Origin of the sequence: Glycomyces rhizosphaerae (genome assembly GCF_042647865.1) — a bacterium.
Taxonomy (GTDB): Bacteria; Actinomycetota; Actinomycetes; order Mycobacteriales; family Micromonosporaceae; genus Glycomyces; species Glycomyces rhizosphaerae.
In genome coordinates this window covers 1-16067 of record NZ_JBHRWO010000006.1, presented here as the reverse complement: position 1 = coordinate 16067, position 16067 = coordinate 1, and the positions used below count along the sequence as shown (strand labels likewise).

Annotated in this window: 13 protein-coding genes; 5 read left to right on the top strand and 8 right to left on the bottom strand. The window is 67.1% G+C overall.

Annotated features, from left to right (window positions below; genetic code table 11):
• Positions 1-33: 33 nt before the first annotated feature.
• Positions 34-618 carry a hypothetical protein gene (locus tag ACFO8M_RS05625; protein WP_387971738.1) on the bottom strand — a complete coding sequence of 195 codons (585 nt, stop codon included), beginning with the start codon at positions 616-618 and terminating at the stop codon, positions 34-36.
• Positions 619-650: 32 nt separating this feature from the next.
• On the opposite strand from ACFO8M_RS05625, the gene ACFO8M_RS05620 reads away from it, so the two are divergent.
• Together ACFO8M_RS05620 and ACFO8M_RS05615 are read left to right on the top strand one after the other, a co-directional pair.
• The gene (locus tag ACFO8M_RS05620; protein WP_387971736.1) at positions 651-1604 is read left to right on the top strand and encodes a diacylglycerol/lipid kinase family protein; all 954 of its coding nucleotides are present in this window, start codon (positions 651-653) and stop codon (positions 1602-1604) included.
• An 814-nt stretch (positions 1605-2418) separates the two neighbouring features.
• Positions 2419-2682: a WhiB family transcriptional regulator gene (locus ACFO8M_RS05615; protein ID WP_205326283.1), complete on the top strand. Its 264-nt coding sequence runs from the start codon at positions 2419-2421 to the stop codon at positions 2680-2682.
• A 211-nt stretch (positions 2683-2893) separates the two neighbouring features.
• Here ACFO8M_RS05615 and ACFO8M_RS05610 read toward each other — a convergent pair whose 3' ends face one another.
• Positions 2894-3346, bottom strand: coding sequence for an anti-sigma regulatory factor (locus tag ACFO8M_RS05610; protein ID WP_387971733.1), 453 nt, complete (start codon positions 3344-3346; stop codon positions 2894-2896).
• A gap of 410 nt (positions 3347-3756) precedes the next feature.
• On the opposite strand from ACFO8M_RS05610, the gene ACFO8M_RS05605 reads away from it, so the two are divergent.
• The gene (locus ACFO8M_RS05605) at positions 3757-5469 is read left to right on the top strand and encodes a D-glucuronyl C5-epimerase family protein (protein ID WP_387971730.1); all 1713 of its coding nucleotides are present in this window, start codon (positions 3757-3759) and stop codon (positions 5467-5469) included.
• 95 nt (positions 5470-5564) lie between these two features.
• Here the strand turns inward: ACFO8M_RS05605 and sodN are convergent, their stop codons facing one another.
• Complete coding sequence (sodN, locus tag ACFO8M_RS05600; protein ID WP_387971727.1) at positions 5565-5975, bottom strand: superoxide dismutase, Ni; 411 nt, start codon at positions 5973-5975, stop codon at positions 5565-5567.
• A 188-nt stretch (positions 5976-6163) separates the two neighbouring features.
• Between sodN and ACFO8M_RS05595 the strand changes: the two genes are divergently transcribed.
• Together ACFO8M_RS05595 and ACFO8M_RS05590 are read left to right on the top strand one after the other, a co-directional pair.
• A complete protein-coding gene (locus tag ACFO8M_RS05595; protein WP_387971724.1) occupies positions 6164-7129 on the top strand; it encodes a zinc-binding dehydrogenase in 966 nt (321 codons plus the stop codon).
• Positions 7130-7262: 133 nt separating this feature from the next.
• Complete coding sequence (locus tag ACFO8M_RS05590) at positions 7263-7757, top strand: hypothetical protein (RefSeq protein WP_387971722.1); 495 nt, start codon at positions 7263-7265, stop codon at positions 7755-7757.
• Positions 7758-7878: 121 nt separating this feature from the next.
• Here the strand turns inward: ACFO8M_RS05590 and ACFO8M_RS05585 are convergent, their stop codons facing one another.
• From ACFO8M_RS05585 to ACFO8M_RS05565, 5 genes are all read right to left on the bottom strand, one after another.
• Complete coding sequence (locus ACFO8M_RS05585) at positions 7879-8766, bottom strand: carbohydrate ABC transporter permease (protein WP_387971719.1); 888 nt, start codon at positions 8764-8766, stop codon at positions 7879-7881.
• A gap of 1 nt (position 8767) precedes the next feature.
• Positions 8768-9712, bottom strand: a complete 945-nt coding sequence (locus tag ACFO8M_RS05580) for a carbohydrate ABC transporter permease (protein WP_387971716.1) — start codon at positions 9710-9712, stop codon at positions 8768-8770.
• 21 nt (positions 9713-9733) lie between these two features.
• Positions 9734-10930: an extracellular solute-binding protein gene (locus ACFO8M_RS05575; RefSeq protein ID WP_387971714.1), complete on the bottom strand. Its 1197-nt coding sequence runs from the start codon at positions 10928-10930 to the stop codon at positions 9734-9736.
• Positions 10931-11302: 372 nt separating this feature from the next.
• Entirely contained in the window at positions 11303-15013 is a 3711-nt protein-coding gene (locus ACFO8M_RS05570) for a multifunctional oxoglutarate decarboxylase/oxoglutarate dehydrogenase thiamine pyrophosphate-binding subunit/dihydrolipoyllysine-residue succinyltransferase subunit (protein WP_387971712.1), read from the bottom strand.
• Between the two features lie 302 nt (positions 15014-15315).
• A complete protein-coding gene (locus ACFO8M_RS05565; RefSeq protein ID WP_143015085.1) occupies positions 15316-15669 on the bottom strand; it encodes an STAS domain-containing protein in 354 nt (117 codons plus the stop codon).
• Positions 15670-16067: the final 398 nt, after the last annotated feature.

Genomic DNA, 16067 nt, shown 5'->3' with positions numbered 1-16067 from the left:
AGAACACCTGGTCGCGGTTAGAAGGACGCGGGTTCAAGCCCGGTCAATCGCTACTGAACTGGCTATTCGGCTCCGGCACTGAACTGGCTGATTCGGATCCGCCACTGAACTGGCTAATTCGGCTCCGCCCACTGAACTGGCTAATTCGGCTCCGCCCACTGAACTGGCTAATTCGGCTCCGCCGAAAGGCCGCCGCTCACCGAACCCGACCGCTCGCCGCGTCGGCCCGCTGAGGACCAGCCCCAGGATCGCCGCCGCCAGCGCCCAAGCAGCGATGCCGATGACCGGATGCGCCGCCTCCCGGAGGTAGTACCCGACCGGGAGCCAAAGGAGCCCTTGGAAAACCGCCTGCGCGATGATGTCCTGCATCCGCAGCAGCCGGCGTCCGATGAACCAGTAGTAGAGGGCCCCGAGGAACGCGACGAGCGCGACGCCGATCGCGCCGCTCGCGCTCTCGACCTCGCCCATCACGATCTGTGCCAGTCCCCACACTCCTGCGGCCGCGAGTCCCGTTGCGAGGAGCCAGAACAGGCCCGCCGCGGCTGTCAGGGTCCAAGGACGGTCACCGGGTTCGGGACTTTCGGTGACGGCGCCCATGTCGGCATCGGTTTCGTTCACACGCCAACCGTATCCCGGGCTACGCTGCGCCTATGCGCGACCTGAAAGCGGCGCCACAGCGTGGTCTGCTCATCGTGAACCCGAAGGCCTCCACCGGCTCGCGCCGACGCACGCGCTGGGTCAGGAAGCGGCTCGGCAGTGTGCTGGACCTCGACGTGGAGCTGAGCCAGCGGCGCGGTCACGGTGAGGAGCTCGCCATGCGCGGCGCCGACGAGGGCTACGACGTGGTCTTGAGCCTCGGCGGGGACGGCACCGTGAACGAGGTCGTGAACGGCCTGCTGGCGGGCGGTCGCCCCGCGGCGGAGGCGCCGGTGTTCGCGCCGATCCCGGCCGGCTCCACGAACGTCTTCGCGCGGGCCCTAGGGCTGCCTTGGGACCGCCGCAGGGCGTCGATGGCGATCGTCGCCGCACTCGAGGAATCGCGGGTGCGCACCGTGAGTCTGGGACGCGCTCAAGGCGACGACGTCGACCGGCTCTTCACCTTCTGCGCCGGACTCGGCTGGGACGCGTCGATCATCAAGAAGGTCGAGTCGTACCGCAAGAAGCGCAACCTCGGCGCGCATTACGCCCGCGCTGTGATGGCCGAGTTGAATGAGCATGGCGTGGAAGGCGACACGATTGAGGTGGAACTCTCCTCGGGTGAGGTGGACCTCTCCGAAGGGATGGTCGTGGTGCAGAACTGCGCACCGTGGACCTATCTCGGTACCCTTCCGGTGAATCTCAACGCGCGGGCATCCTTTAATGCTGGACTTGATGTCCTGATTCTGCGTAAACTTGGCCTGTCGGACGCCGCGAAGACCGCCGCTTCACTGCTGGTGGGACGAGACGGGCCCGACGGCAAACACGCGGTGACGCATCACGATCTCTCCAGGATCCGGTTGCGCGCGTCGCTGCCGCAAGCCTTCCAGCTCGACGGGGACTATCTCGGAGAGCGAACCGATATCGAACTCAGCTCGGTGCCGGAGGCGTTGCGGGTGGCCTGCTAACAACTTGGGAAAACCTCAAGGCGGGTGTTGACAACTCGCCGGTGAGCAGGCAAGGTTGATTTCGCCATCCCTACCGGGACGGCATGCGACTTACAACCGAATATCGTATTTTCGGTGCGTATAACCGGGCATTCGGTGGGTACTCTGCAACTTGGCGAAGCTTGCGAGCCATGAATTTGTCAAGCCCTGGCGAACTTCCGACCGTGGTAAGCAAGCCAACTTTGAGTACCAGTGTGTCAAACCGGTTCGACTCGCTGTCACCGACCCCGGTCTTTTCTGTTCGGGCGAGTGTGGCGGAGGCCGCCATGAGGATCCGCGGTAGGGATCCCGGCGGTAACGTGGAACGTGTTCCGCGAGTCTTCTTCGAGGTGGCAGCGCGGTGAGTTCACTCACTTCGGGCTGATTTCCGGAGTCGAACCCTTGACAAATCCCGAGCTTGTGAAAGTATTCACAAGAGAGATCGGGTGAGGTGCGGACCTATTCAGTCGCCACTTGGGCGACCGACGCCGTAGGCGGGTGTGCTCCCCGATGCCCAGGCGTTCAGCAATGACGCTGATGCGATGCGAGAGTGCTCCGAACTCGCGGTGACAACGATTCCCTTTGCAGGGAACGGGTTCCGTGCCGAGCGCTCACCAGTGCCGCCCGCGAAGGTGCGACCGTCACAACTGTTCTCCGTGACGGACGCGGCGCGACACTCACGCAATGCGCGACCTGAACGCCACCGCGGCCCGCAGAGGGCCGACGCCCGAACCGCAAGAGCTGTTCATAACACCGTGAAAGCAAGATGCTTGATGCTTAGCAAGGAGATGTTTTGATGGATTGGCGCCACGAGGCCATCTGCCGTGACGAGGACCCCGAGCTGTTCTTCCCGATCGGGGACACCGGACCGGCACTGACGCAGATCGAGCAGGCGAAGAACGTCTGCCGGCGCTGCCCGGTGACCGAGGAGTGCCTGCGGTGGGCGCTCGAGTCCGGTCAGGACGCGGGCGTGTGGGGTGGCATGAGCGAGATCGAGCGCCGGGAGCTGAAGCGCCGCTCGGGTGCACTGCGCACCTTGGCGACCCAGGTCGTCGGCTAGCACCGCGCAATCCCTTGATTTAGCCCACTCCCTCGAATTTGTGACAACAGAAGCTTGAAAGGCCCGGCGTGCGCGTCGGGCCTTCAAGCTTGTCTCGAGATGAAAAATCCTCGAGCCTGAGCGCCTGCTCTTGGCGACGTTCGCGTGCCATGAATTTGCATGGTCGAACCAACGTATCCGAGGGGTACGACATTCGGGGTTGAGCTGGGGCTCAGTAGATCTGGTGGCGCTGGGTGTCGGCGTCGGCTTCGGTGGCCGGGCGGCGCTGGCTGATTCTGATGGTGGTGGTCGAGTCCTCGACGTGGGCCTCGACCTCGTCGGTGAGGGCGCTGAGGACCTGCCACTGGTAGGAGCCGGCATCGGGGAGGGGCTCGCCCTTGGGGCGGCTCAGGGCGATCTGGAGGGTCTCCTCGCCGACCGCGAGGCGGCAGTGGAGAGGGTGGTCGCCGGTCTTCCTCCGGAACGGGCGCGGGCGCCCGTGCTCGGCGGGGATCAGCAGGGCCACGGCGGCGTTGACCGCCGCCCGCAGGTCCTCGATCTCGTCGAGCGAGAACCCGAGCCGGGTCGCCACCGCCGCGGTGGCGGTCGGCAGGACCGACAGGTAGTCGCCTGTCGAGGGCACGTCGAGCAGCAGCACGTCCTCGCGCTCATCGCTCACCGGCATCGCCGCTTCCTGTGACTGAGGGGCCGAAGGACTCCCGCCCTCTCGCTGTAAAGAATAGTGCGGCGCCCCGAGATGCGGGTACCACCCTGGCGGAATCACGCGTCAGAGGCCGCGGGGATTCCCATCGCATTCCGCGGGGGCCGCGGGCGGTGAAGTGTCTCGAAGCGGCCCGCGCTCCGGAGAGCGTCCGGCGCGCTCCGACCGCCGGGCCATTGAGCGGGCTTCGGCGCGGATCGCCAACCGGTGCAGGCAACCGCGACTTCGATAGGCGCCCTGCAACCCCCGAAACCCCTGTGGCGTGTACCTCCTGGTCAAGCTCCGATTCGAGTCCGAACTGACACTCCGAAGTGGGAGTCGAAGCGGCTGCGCGGCTGCACAGTCGTCGTCGACTTCAATCGGAGGGTTCGAACATGACCGATACAGACCAATCTGCCCTGAACCGCAGACGGTTCATGCATCTCGCCGGCGGCGCCGCGGTCGCCGCCACAGGAAGCGTCGTCGCGCTCAGTGCCGGCCCGCAGACGAACCCTCCGGTCGAGCTGCTGGAGAGCGCCCCCGTGGCTGTGGACGTGCCGACCGGGACCCCGCTCCCGCCGCTGCCGGAGCAGTTGGAGGGCGGCAGCGTCGCGCCGCCGAGCCGACACGTGCCCGACCCGCGCGACGCACCGGACGTCGAGGCGCTGGAGGAGCTGCCGGACTCCCTGCCCTTCACCTTCAACCAGAACGGCTACCGTGCCGTCGCGGATCTGCCCGAGGCCATGAAGCCCTGGCGGGACCGGCCCACGAGGTGGGAGAACGTCACCCCGAACACCAAGAACACCTACCTCGACGCCGACGGCGTGATCCAGTACCGGCCCGACTTCGGCCAGCCGGGCTACGACCAGCCCGTCACCCAGATCCAGTTCGGCCTCGGCTGCATCACCAGCTACCGGACCGAGCTGGACCCCGCCCGCAAGGAGCTGTTCCTGACCCGCGCGAAGGCCCAGGCCGGTCGGTTGATCGAAACCCGGGTGGAAGCCCGCGGCGCCTGGTACTTCCCGTACCCCTTCGACTTCACCCACACCACCCACAGCGGCGTCGACTACCAGGCCCCCTGGTACTCCGGGATGGCCCAGGGCGAGGCGATCAGCCTCTTCATCCAGCTCGCGGAACTGGACGGGGTCACCGAAGAGGAACGCGCGCTGTACCTCACGGCCGCCGACGGCGCCTTCGCCTCGCTGCTCCTCGCCGACGACGGCACGCCCTGGGTGGTCAACCGCAACAGCGCCGGCTACCTGTGGATCCAGGAATACCCGGGCAATACGCCGGGCACGGGCGACTACACGTACAACGGCATGATCTTCGCCATGTTCGGCCTGTGGGACTACATCCAGGCGACCGGCAACGAGCTGGCGGTGGCGCTCTTCGACGGTGCGTGCACCACGATGGACCGCTACTTCCCGCTGCTGCGCAACCAGCGCTGGATCTCGTACTACTGCCAGACGCACCGGATCCCGACCGTGTCGTACCACCAGCACCACATCAACCTGTTCCGGCAGCTGCACTGGCAGACGGGCAGCCCCCGCTTCGCCCGCATGACCGATCAGCTCACGGACGACTACCCCTGGGTCTCGCTGGCCACCGGCGCCAACATCGCCTTCGCCGCGGGCAGCCACACCCTGTACAAATTCGACACCGACGCCGACGGCGACTACGTGCCCTCGAAGAACGACAAGGAGCTCGCCCGCAAGACGGTGACGTTCTCCCGCGCCACACAGGCGCCCGCGAACCGGCGGCGGCGGATCAAGGACCGCGGGATCTACTACCGCATCAACGCCGGCACCTACGCGGGCTGGTGGATCGGCGAGAACTTCCCCAAGGCCTACCTGGTCGGCGAGTACCTGCCGACCACCTGCTACCCCGCGCGGAGACTGACCTTCCCGGCGAACACCGAGGTCACCTGCTACAAGGTCGGCACCAACGGACGCTTCAGCAGCTCCCGGATCGTGAAGTTCGCCAACCGCTCCAACGCCCCCTTCGACCGGCGCTCGATCGTCAACGGCAGGCCCATGTGCCGCATCTCGGCCGGTTTCCTCACGGGCTACTGGGTGTGGGCCGGCAGCGTCACCACCGACGGGTACTGAGCAGCGGCGGAACAAGACGAAGCGCCCGGCACCGCTGGTGGCGGTATCGGGCGCTTCGAGCAGCGACTGCGGCGGGCGCCAGCGGGTAACAACCGCTAGGCCTGCTTGGTCTCCCAGAAGATCTTGGCGATCTCGTCGATCTTCGCAAGCAGCTCCTCGGCGACCTTCGGGTCGGCGGAGCCCTTGGAGCCGGAGGCCCCGGCGAGCTTCGTCGCCTCGTTGACGAGCGTGTGCAGCTGCGGGTACTTCTCGAAGTGCGGCGGCTTGAAGTAGTCGGTCCAGAGCACCCACAGGTGCTCCTTGACCAGGTTCGAACGCTGCTCCTTGATGATCAGCGCGCGCGTGCGGAACTCAGGGTCTTCGTTGGCCTGGTACTTCTCGCAGATGGCCTTGACCGACTCCGCTTCGATGCGGGCCTGTGCCGGGTCGTAGACCCCGCAAGGCAGATCGCAGTGAGCCGAAGCCGAGATCTGCGGCAGCAGCCGCTTGAACAGAGGCTTGAACATTGCCCCTCCGCTTCTTTCCAGTGGGTGTGATTCCATCGCCGACCCTACCTCTCCGGGAGGCGATTTCGGCCCGGCCCCTACAGTAAGAGACGCGACACGGTTCCTCACGGAACGCCATGTTGGACAGTGAAAACGCCGTTTCGGCGAGCTTCGGCTCGCAAGCGCCGCAAAGACGGAGGTCAATCCCGATGCTCGCCGCATACGCCCGCAACGTGAATCCCGACGACCCCTTCGCCGCCCTCTCGGTGGGTGAGATCGAGCCTCCGGCCGTTCCCGAGGACTGGACGCGGGTCGCACTCGTCGCCGCCTCGCTCAACCGCCACGACCTCTGGTCGCTGGCCGGTGTCGGCCTCCGTGCCGACCAGTGCCCGATGATCCTCGGGACCGACGCGGTGGGGCGCACCGAGAACGGCGACGAAGTGGTCGTGTACCCGGTCATCGGGGACGCCTCCCTCGCCGACGAGACGCTCGATCCCAAGCGGACACTCCTCTCCGAGCTGCACCCAGGGACGCTCGCCGAGTACGTCTCCGTGCCTGAGCGGAACCTGCTGCCCGCCCCCAAGGGCTGGACAGCGGCCGAGGCCGCCTGCCTGCCCACCGCCTACCTCACCGCCTGGCGGATGCTCACCACCCGCGGACGCCTCCCCGCAGCGGACGGCGCGGTCCTGGTGCAGGGCACCGGCGGCGGCGTCGCGACCGCCGCGATCGTCCTCGCCAAAGCCCTCGGCGCGCGCGTCTACGCCACCGGCCGCAGCCCCGAACGCCGCGAGAAGGCCGCCGAACTCGGCGCCGTGCCGACCGAGGCCGGCGGCCGCCTGCCCGAACGCGTGGACATCGTCGTCGATTCGGTCGGCGAGCCGGTCATGGAGCACTCCATCAAGTCCCTCAAGCCCGGTGGGCGCCTCGTCATCTGCGGCGTGACCGGCGGCCACGCCCCCCGGATCGACCTGCGGCACGTCTTCTTCAAGCAGCTCGAGATCCTCGGCTCGACCATGGGCACCCGGGACGAACTGGTCGAACTCCTCCGCTTCTGCGCCGAACGGGAGGTCAAGCCCGTCATCGACTCCACCTACGCGCTCGCCGACGCCGAGCGGGCGCTGCGACGCCTGGCCTCGGGCGAGGCCTTCGGCAAGGTCATCGTCACCAACGGCTAGAAGCCCAACGTCGTAAGTACGACAGTGGGCCCGCTTTCTGGCGGGTTCGTCCTCCGGGCGGGCCCGCCTGCGTACACCCTGTAATGGATGTCACCGCCAACAGGTTCGGGGGTGCGCAAGGGGGAGAGCGGCCATGTCGACAATGGGACGGGTCAAAGACGGGTTCAAATCCGCGGCCGGGAGCACGTGGGCCATCACGAAGAAGCTCCTGGTGCGGGTCGCGATCGCGGCGGCCATCATGGTCGTGGCCATCGCACTGGCCAGGCACGGGGAGAGCGCCGCGTCCGAGAACGGCGGGGCCGGGATCTCGGGGACCGACGCGCATCCGATCAGCGCGCAGCGCGCGATCCTGGCGGAGGGCTGGACCGCCGAGCAGCTCTTCCTCTGCAAGTACCACGTCGACGCCACATTCGGCGTCTCGATCTTCACCGAGACCGACTGGAGCTCCAGGCGCCTCGCGCGGATCATGAACGGCACCGAGATCAACGGCTCCTGCACCTCCACCAAAGGCGAGAAGTCCCTGGGCTGCAACGGACTCGAATGGGAGACCGAGTGGATCCACGTCCGCCACGGCGACACGGTCGGCTACACACCGGCCTCCTGCCTCGTCAGTGACGGCATCTTCTGACGGGCAGCGCTGCTGAACGACATCGGGGCAGGGAAAGGGAAAGCGGGGCCGGGCTGTGCCAATTCATGGCACGCAAGCCTTGCCATGGCTTGCCCGGCCCCGCTTTCGCTTCGAGGCGTGGTTACTTCAGGCCGACGCCCGCGACGCCCTTGACGATCTGCTTCTGGAAGATCAGGAAGATGATCAGCAGCGGCAGCGCTCCGAGGACCGCCGCGGCCATGTTCTGGGCGTAGAACAGGCCGTAACCGCCCGAGACGACGCCCAGACCCACCGGCAGGGTCATCATCGACGGGTCGGTGGCCACGAGCAGCGGCCACAGGAAGTTGTTCCACGAGCCGATGAACGTGAAGATGGCGACGGCGGCCATGATCGGGCCCGACAGCGGCAGGATCACGTTCCACAGCACCCGGAGGTGCCCGGCGCCGTCGAGCTTCGCGGCCTCCTCGTAGTCGCGCGGGATCGCGTCGAAGAACCGCTTGAGGATGAACACCATCACCGGCGCGACCACCTGCGGGAGCGCCAGGCCCCAGTAGGTCCCGGCCAGGTGCAGGTCGTTCACCAGGTCGAACAGCGGGATGATGAGCGCCTGGCCCGGCACCATCAGACCGGCGATGATCGCACCGAAGATGACGTTCTTGCCCGGGAAGTCGAACCGGGAGAACCCGTACGCGGCCGAGACGCACAGGACGAGCGTCAGGACGGTGACGATGGTCGAGACGATCGTCGAGTTGATCATCCACGTGAGGTGGTCGCCGCGCTCGAACAGCGTGCGGTAACCCTGGATCGACCAGTCCTGCGGGATCCAGTGGATGGGCTGGCCGAGGCTCGCCTCGGTCTCCTCCTTGAAGGAGGTGGACAGCGCCCACAGCAGCGGCAGCAGCCACATCACGGCCAGGGCGGCCGCGGCGATGTACACGATGACGGCGCCGACGGAGGGCCTTCTGAAGCGGCGGCGGACCACCGGCCGCGCCGACGGGGCGGCGGCCTGCTTCTCTTGCACTGCGGTCATGTCAGTCCTCCTTCCGGGAGAACAGCCGGAACTGGACGATGGAGACGATGAGGATGAGGACGAACAGCACGTAGGACAGCGCCGACGCGTAGCCGATGCGGTAGCCCTCGAAACCGGAGATGTAGATGTAGTGGATGGCCACCTCGGTGGCGCGGTCGGGACCGCCGCCCGTCATGAGGTACATCTGGTCGAAGATCCGCAGACTGGCGATGAGCTGCAGGGTGATCACCAGCGCGGTGGTGCGCTTGAGCAGGGGCAGGGTGATGTGCCACAGCTGCCGCCACCAGCTCGCGCCGTCGATGCTCGAGGCCTCGTAGACGTTCGGGTCGATCGTCTGGAGTGCGGCGAGGTACAGCAGGAAGTTGAAGCCCATCGTCCACCACACGGTGGTGATGACGACCGACCACATGGCGGTGCCCTTGTCCTGGAGCCAGAGCGTGGGCGCCGCGGCGTCCTGGATGCCCAGCAGCTGCAGGTAGTGGTTGAGCAGGCCGCCGTCGGGCTGGTAGATCCAGATCCACACCATGGTGACGACGGAGACGGGCACCACGAACGGCGCGAAGAACGCCATCCGAAGGAACCAGCCGAGCTTGCGGGCGCGGTTCACCAGGAGCGCCAAGACGATCGCGAGGATCACCAGCGGCGGCGTCGAGTACAGGGTGAACTCGGCGGTGTTCCACAGTGCGGCCCAGGCGCGTTCGTCGCCGAACGCCTCGGCCCAGTTCTCCAGGCCGACCCAGCTCGCGGGCCGTCCGGTGAGGCTCTTGTCGGTGAAGGAGTAGTACAGGCCGAGGAAGGTCGGCCAGACCAGGAAGAGCGCGTAGAAGGCGGCGAAGGGAAGGACGAACCACAGTCCTGCCCACTGCTTCTTCTTCGCCCCGTTGGGGGTCGGGGGCCGCGTCATCGCGGCCGGCGCCGATGCGGGCGCCACGGTTTTCACAGTCATCGGGAGTCCTAATGCAACGTTTCAGTCGACCGGGTTGGGGAGGGCCAGCAGTGTCTCGATCCGCGACTTGATCTCCGCGAGGGCGTCCTCGGGGGTCATCTGCAGGCCGTACACCTGGTTGAAGATCGCGCCGGTCTCGTCGAACAGGCGGGCCGCGGACCCGGAGAACCACACGTCGGGGTCGAACTGGACGTTCTCGACCACTCCCGAGTACTCCGAGTTCGGTTGCAGCTCCTGGTATTCGGCGCCTTCGGTGACGGGCAGGTAGGCGGGGGTGTGGCCGCCGCCCGCACCCCACGTGAAGCTGTGCTGGAGCATCCAGGACGCGTATTCGAGGGTGGCCTCGCGGACGCCCTCGCCCCACGCGTTGTGGTACGGCAGCACATAGGAGTGGCAGTCGCCCTGGGTGCGGTGGTTGCCGAAGAAGTCCGGCATCTCGGTCATGGAGAACCACTCCGGGTTGTCGCCGCCGAAGAGCTTGAAGCGGTTGATCTCCCAGTTGCCGACCTGGACGAAGGCGGCGGCGCCGTTCTCGAAGTTCGAGGCGCACTGGCCGCCGTCGGCGAAGGGCGGGCACAGCCCTTCCTCGGCCATCTTGTACATGACCTCGATGGCCTGGAGCGCCTTGTCGTCGTCCATCTCGTAGTCGTCCTCGGTGAAGGTCATCTCACCGTCGGCCTGGCGGTACCAGGCCCAGAACTGGCGCCAGCCGCCGAGCGTGTCGAGGGAGGTGCCGTACTGGCCGGTGATCTCCTTGGCCGCGCGGAGGAGGTCGAAGTACTGCTCGACGCCGGTGGTCTCGATGAGGGTGCCCTCGGGCGTGAGGGCGCCGATCTGCGCGCAGAGGTCCTTGTTGTAGTAGTTGACCAGTGCGTGCGTGTCGATCGGCAGCGCGTACAGCTGGTCGTCGACGAAGCACTTCTCCCAGATCTTCTCGGGGAAGTCGGCCGGGTCGAGGCCGTGGGCCTGCAGCTCGTCGACAGTGATCGGGTCCAGGAGGGTCTGGGGCGAGACGCTCTTGAGGCGCGAGAGGTGGATCGTGGCGATGTCGGAGGCGTTGCCGCCGGAGGCGCCCATGACGAGGCGGGTGTAGAACGGGGTGCCCCAGCCGAAGGTCGTGGCCTCGAGCTCGATGTCGGAGTGCTCCGCGGAGAACTGGTCGTGCATCTCCGTCATGACCGCGCCGTCGGCGCCGGCCAGCAGGTTCCACTGCTTCACCTGAGTCTTGCCGCTGAATCCTCCGGTGACCGAGCCGCAGCCGGCCAGGCCTATCCCGGCGGCCGCCGCGGTGCCGGTGAGGAGTGCCCGTCTGGAAAGACCCGGTATAGAGGCAGAGCCAGGGGGCGAGGGATGATTCGGCATCAATGCATCACTCCAATGTGATTCTTTATCGGGTGGGCCGGTCGGGGGGTGGGCCGTGGAGCCATTGTTATCGTTCTCATCTGCTCCGTCAAGGGCAGGTATGCAGAGAAAGCGATATTGCAATGTCCGTAAAGTTCGTTGTCGCCGAAACGTTACCGGTAAAGTTACGGGGCGAGAGAAAAGCAGGGGAGGCCATTCGGCCTCCCCTGCTCCTTATCGCGTTGTGCGCTACTGCGGCTGCGGGACCGCGACGTCGACCAGCGCCTGCTGCTCGACCTCGTGGACCTTCGGCGAGCCGGTGGACGGCGCGGCGGCGGCCGGGCGGGAGATGCGTCGCAGGTGGACCCCGCCGAGCTGCTCGAGCAGGTTGAGCGCGATGTGCGACCAGGCGCCCTGGTTCGCCGGCTCCTCCTGGACCCACGCGGTGTCGGTCGCGTTCGGGAACGCGGCGAGCGCGCGCTTGAGCTCCTCGGCCGGAAGCGGGTAGAGCTGCTCGACGCGCAGGATCGCGGTGTCGGTGACGCCGCGGTTCTCGCGGGCGGCGGCCAGGTCGTAGTAGACCTTGCCCGAGCACAGCAGGACCCGCTTGACGTCCTCGGCCCGGATCTGGCCGCTCGCGATCGCGGTGTCGTGCAGGACCGGCTGGAAGCGGCCGGTGGTGAACTCCTCGAGCTGGCTGACGGCGGCCTTGTGGCGCAGCAGCGACTTCGGCGTGAAGACCACGAGGGGCTTCTTGACCGGGTCGAGGGCCTGGCGGCGCAGCAGGTGGAAGTAGTTCGCCGGGCTCGTGGAGTTGACCACGCGCATGTTCTCGTCGGCGCACAGCTGCAGGAACCGCTCGATGCGGCCCGAGGTGTGGTCGGGGCCGGCGCCTTCGTGGCCGTGCGGCAGCAGGAGCGTGAGGCCGGTGTGCTGGCCCCACTTGGCCTCACCGGAGGAGATGAACTCGTCGGTGATGGTCTGGGCGCCGTCGACGAAGTCGCCGAACTGGGCCTCCCACAGGACCAGCATCTCGGGGTTCTCCACCGAGTAGCCGTACTCGAAGCCGACCGCGGCGAACTCCGAGAGCAGCGAGTCGTAGACGAAGAACTTCGCGGCCTGCTCGCCCAGGTGGGCCAGCGGCGTGTACTCCGCGCCGGTGGCCTGGTCGACGACGACGGCGTGGCGCTGCACGAAGGTGCCGCGGCGCGAGTCCTGGCCGGCGAGGCGGATCGGCTTGCCCTGCATGAGGAGCGAACCGAACGCGAGGGTCTCGGCGTAGGCCCAGTCGACGGTGCCCGAAGTGGACATCTCGCTGCGCTTCTCGAGGACCTTGCGGACGGCCTTGTGCGGGCCGAAGCCCTCCGGCAGCGTGGTGTGGGCCTTGCCGATCATCGCGATGGTCTCGGCGTCGACGGAGGTGTCGACGTCGGCCACCGGCTCGGGCTGGTGGCGCCACGGCAGCGGGCCGGTCTGCCCGGCCAGGGCCTCCTTGGTCTCGCGGAAGACCCGTTCGAGCTGGGCCTGGTAGTCCGCGAGGGCCTCCTCGGCGTCCTCCATAGTGATGTCGCCGCGGCCGATGAGCGCGCGGGTGTAGAGCTTGCGCACGGACTGCTTGCCGTCGATGACCTGGTACATCTGCGGGTTGGTCATCTTCGGGTCGTCGCCCTCGTTGTGGCCGCGGCGGCGGTAGCAGACCATGTCGATGACGACGTCCTTGTTGAACTCCTGCCGGTATGCGAAGGCGAGCTTCGCGACCTCGCACACGGCCTCGGGGTCGTCCCCGTTGACGTGGAAGATCGGCGCCTGGATCATCCGGGCGACGTCGGTGCAGTAGAGGCTGGACCGCGAGTGCGCCGGGGCGGTGGTGAAGCCGACCTGGTTGTTGACGACCACGTGCACGGTGCCGCCGGTGCGGTAGCCGCGCAGCTGCGAGAGGTTCAGCGTCTCGGCCACGACGCCCTGGCCCGCGAAGGCCGCGTCGCCGTGGATCGCCACGGGCATGACGGTGAAGCCGTCCTCGCCCAGGTTGAGGCGGTCCTGCTTGGCGCGCACGATGCCCTCGAGCACCGGGTTCACGGCCTCCAGGTGCGACGGGTTGGCCGCGACCGACACGACGGTCTCGCTGCGCCCGTCAGGGGAGGTGAACTTGCCGGTGAGACCCAGGTGGTACTTGACGTCGCCGGAGCCGCCGATGCTCTTGGGGTCGATGTGCCCCTCGAACTCGGTGAAGATCTTGGAGAGCTTCTTGCCGACGATGTTGGCGAGCACGTTCAGGCGCCCGCGGTGCGGCATGCCGATGACGACCTCGTCGATGTCCGCCGTGGCGGCCTCGTTGAGGACGCGGTCGAGCAGCGGGATGAGCGATTCGCCGCCTTCGAGGCTGAAGCGCTTCTGGCCCACGAACTTCGTCTGCAGGAACGTCTCGAACGCCTCGGCGGCGTTGAGGCGGCCGAGGATGTGCTTCTGCTCGGTGACCTTCGGCTTCTCGAACGGGACCTCGATGCGGCGCTGGATCCACGCGCGCTCCTCGGGGTCCTGGATGTGCATGTACTCCACGCCGACGCGGCGGCAGTAGGAGTCGCGGAGCACGCCGAGGATGTCGCGCAGCTTCATGCGCTGCTGGCCGGCGAAGCCGCCGACGGGGAAGGTCCGGTCGAGGTCCCACAGCGTCAGCCCGTGCGACAGGATGTCGAGGTCGGGGTGCCGGCGGATCTCGTAGTGCAGCGGGTTGGTGTCGGCCATGAGGTGGCCGCGGACCCGGTAGGCGTGGATGAGCTCGATGACCCGGGCGTTCTTGTCGATCTGGCCTTCGTGGGTCTTGGAGACGTCGCGGACCCAGCGCACCGGCTCGTAGGGGATGAGCAGCGAGCGGAAGACCTCGTCGAAGAAGCCGTCGCCGAGCAGCAGCTTGTGCAGCGTGGCCAGGAACTGGCCGGACTCGGCGCCCTGGATGATCCGGTGGTCGTAGGTCGAGGTGACCGTCATGATCCGGGAGACGCCCAGGTCGGAGAGGGTCTCGTCGGAGGCTCCGGCGAACTCGGCGGGCACCTCCATGGCGCCGACGCCGACGATGAGGCCCTGGCCCTTCATCAGGCGCGGCACGGAGTGGACGGTGCCGATCCCGCCGGGGTTGGTGAGCGTGAGCGTCGCCCCGGCGTGGTCTTCCATCGTGAGCTTGTTGTTGCGGGCCTTGCGGACCAGGTCCTCGTAGGCCAGGAAGAACTCGCGGAAGTCCATCGACTCGCAGTTCTTGATCGAGGGCACCACCAGCGTGCGGGAGCCGTCGGGCCGGGCGAGGTCGATCGCGAGGCCGAGGTTGATGTGGTCCGGGGTGACCAGCTGCGGCTTGCCGTCGATCTCCTTGTAGGAGGCGTTCATGCCCGGGTGGGCCTTGACGGCCTGCACCAGCGCGTAACCGATCAAATGGGTGAAGGAGACCTTCCCGCCCTGGCCGCGCTTGAGGTGGTTGTTGATGACGATCCGGTTGTCGAACAGGAGCTTCGCGGGGACCGCACGCACCGAGGTGGCCGTGGGGATCTCCAGGGACGCGTCCATGTTCTGGGCCACCTTGGCCGCGACGCCTTTGAGCGGCTTGGTGCCTGGTTCGTTCACGTTCGGAGTCGCCTTCTTCGCGGGATCTGCAACGGGGGACGCAGCGGCAGGGGCCTTCACCGGCTCGGGTTGGGGTGCCGCTTCGACGACCGGGGCGGCCTTGACCGGCTCTGCGACAGGCTCGGGAGCGACTTCGACGGCAGGGGCGGGTGCGGCGGCGGCCGCTTCCGCCTTGGCCTCGCCGTCTTCGGCGAACGCGGTTCCCGTCGGATCGCCGCCGAAGAACTCGCGCCACCCGGCGCTGACACTGTCGGGGTTTTCGCGGTAACGCTCATACATCTCGTTGACCAGCCATTCATTGGCACCGAAATCGGTCAACGGATTGCCCGGAGTCGCACTCGACACGACTGAATCGCCTCTTCTTTGACGCTGCGTGGAAGGGGACGGCAGTCCCCGGAGTCAAGGGTAACCGGGGGGAGGAAAAAGTGTAGTACCGGTAACGCCGTTGCGGGGCCGGTCACTCGAGGCGCTGCGAATGTGCTGCGCAGCAGGCTGATACGCGTGGAAGTCTCGTTCGCCACAACGGCGTTTCGCACGATCGCCCCCGCCGCGATGTGCGCGAAAGCCGAGCTTTCGAGGCGCTGCGGAACGCACTCGCGCCCCGGCGGAACCGGGGCGCGGGCATACGTTCGTAGTCGTGCCGCGGACTAGCCGGCGGCGCTGCGTTCCTTGCTCGAGAACGTCTCGGTCGGCTCCTCGAGGAGTTCCTCGGCGCCGACGACGGTGAACAGGCGTGTGATGAAGCGGTTGGGATTGACGACGGCCAGTGCGACGCCCATCTCGCGGGCGATCCGGTAGGCCACCACGATGGTGCCGATGCCCGTGGAGTCGAGGACCGTCACCTTGGCGACGTCGACGCGGATGGCGGTGGCTCCGCCGGCCTCGAGGGCGTTGGTGATCGTCTCGCGGATCTGGGGGGCGGTCGCGTAGTCGACCTCGCCGGCCAGTTCGACGGTGACGACCCCGGCGTCGGTCGTGGCGGTCTCGATTGACAGCGTCATGAACTCACCTGATTCGGTAGGGTCCCGCGTTCTTCGGAAACACAGCCGTGACGTGCTCGGCTGCGACACAAAGTCTATCCGACCGGTACGACGGAAAACAGCTCGCGCGCGCCAGTTTCCCGCAAAGCCACGCACTCCTCTGATAAAGGTCACTCGATCGTGTTCCGTGCGGGTGCGCAGCGTCACCGCCGATCACCCCCTAGAGGCAATGCCGTTCAGTTAAGGGCTGGCGATGATGGCGATGTCGAGGGTGGCTTTGTAGGTTCGCCTGTTCACGGGGCCTTTGGCGCGGTGTTTGGAGATCGCGCGTTTGACCACGCGGGGCGCAGTGCGCAGCCGTCGTTCGGGCAGCAGGTGCGTCAGCACTTGCTGCCCGATCAGGCCTTTGAGGTCGATGG

Excerpts from the sequence above, each read along its gene's own strand:
- ACFO8M_RS05605 (WP_387971730.1), top strand. The coding sequence starts at position 3,757 with ATGACCGATACAGACCAATCTGCCCTGAACCGCAGACGGTTCATGCAT.
- ACFO8M_RS05595 (WP_387971724.1), top strand. The coding sequence starts at position 6,164 with ATGCTCGCCGCATACGCCCGCAACGTGAATCCCGACGACCCCTTCGCC.
- ACFO8M_RS05580 (WP_387971716.1), bottom strand. The coding sequence starts at position 9,712 with ATGACTGTGAAAACCGTGGCGCCCGCATCGGCGCCGGCCGCGATGACG.
- ACFO8M_RS05615 (WP_205326283.1), top strand. The coding sequence starts at position 2,419 with ATGGATTGGCGCCACGAGGCCATCTGCCGTGACGAGGACCCCGAGCTG.
- ACFO8M_RS05585 (WP_387971719.1), bottom strand. The coding sequence starts at position 8,766 with ATGACCGCAGTGCAAGAGAAGCAGGCCGCCGCCCCGTCGGCGCGGCCG.
- ACFO8M_RS05565 (WP_143015085.1), bottom strand. The coding sequence starts at position 15,669 with ATGACGCTGTCAATCGAGACCGCCACGACCGACGCCGGGGTCGTCACC.
- ACFO8M_RS05590 (WP_387971722.1), top strand. The coding sequence starts at position 7,263 with ATGTCGACAATGGGACGGGTCAAAGACGGGTTCAAATCCGCGGCCGGG.
- ACFO8M_RS05620 (WP_387971736.1), top strand. The coding sequence starts at position 651 with ATGCGCGACCTGAAAGCGGCGCCACAGCGTGGTCTGCTCATCGTGAAC.
- sodN (WP_387971727.1), bottom strand. The coding sequence starts at position 5,975 with ATGTTCAAGCCTCTGTTCAAGCGGCTGCTGCCGCAGATCTCGGCTTCG.
- ACFO8M_RS05610 (WP_387971733.1), bottom strand. The coding sequence starts at position 3,346 with ATGCCGGTGAGCGATGAGCGCGAGGACGTGCTGCTGCTCGACGTGCCC.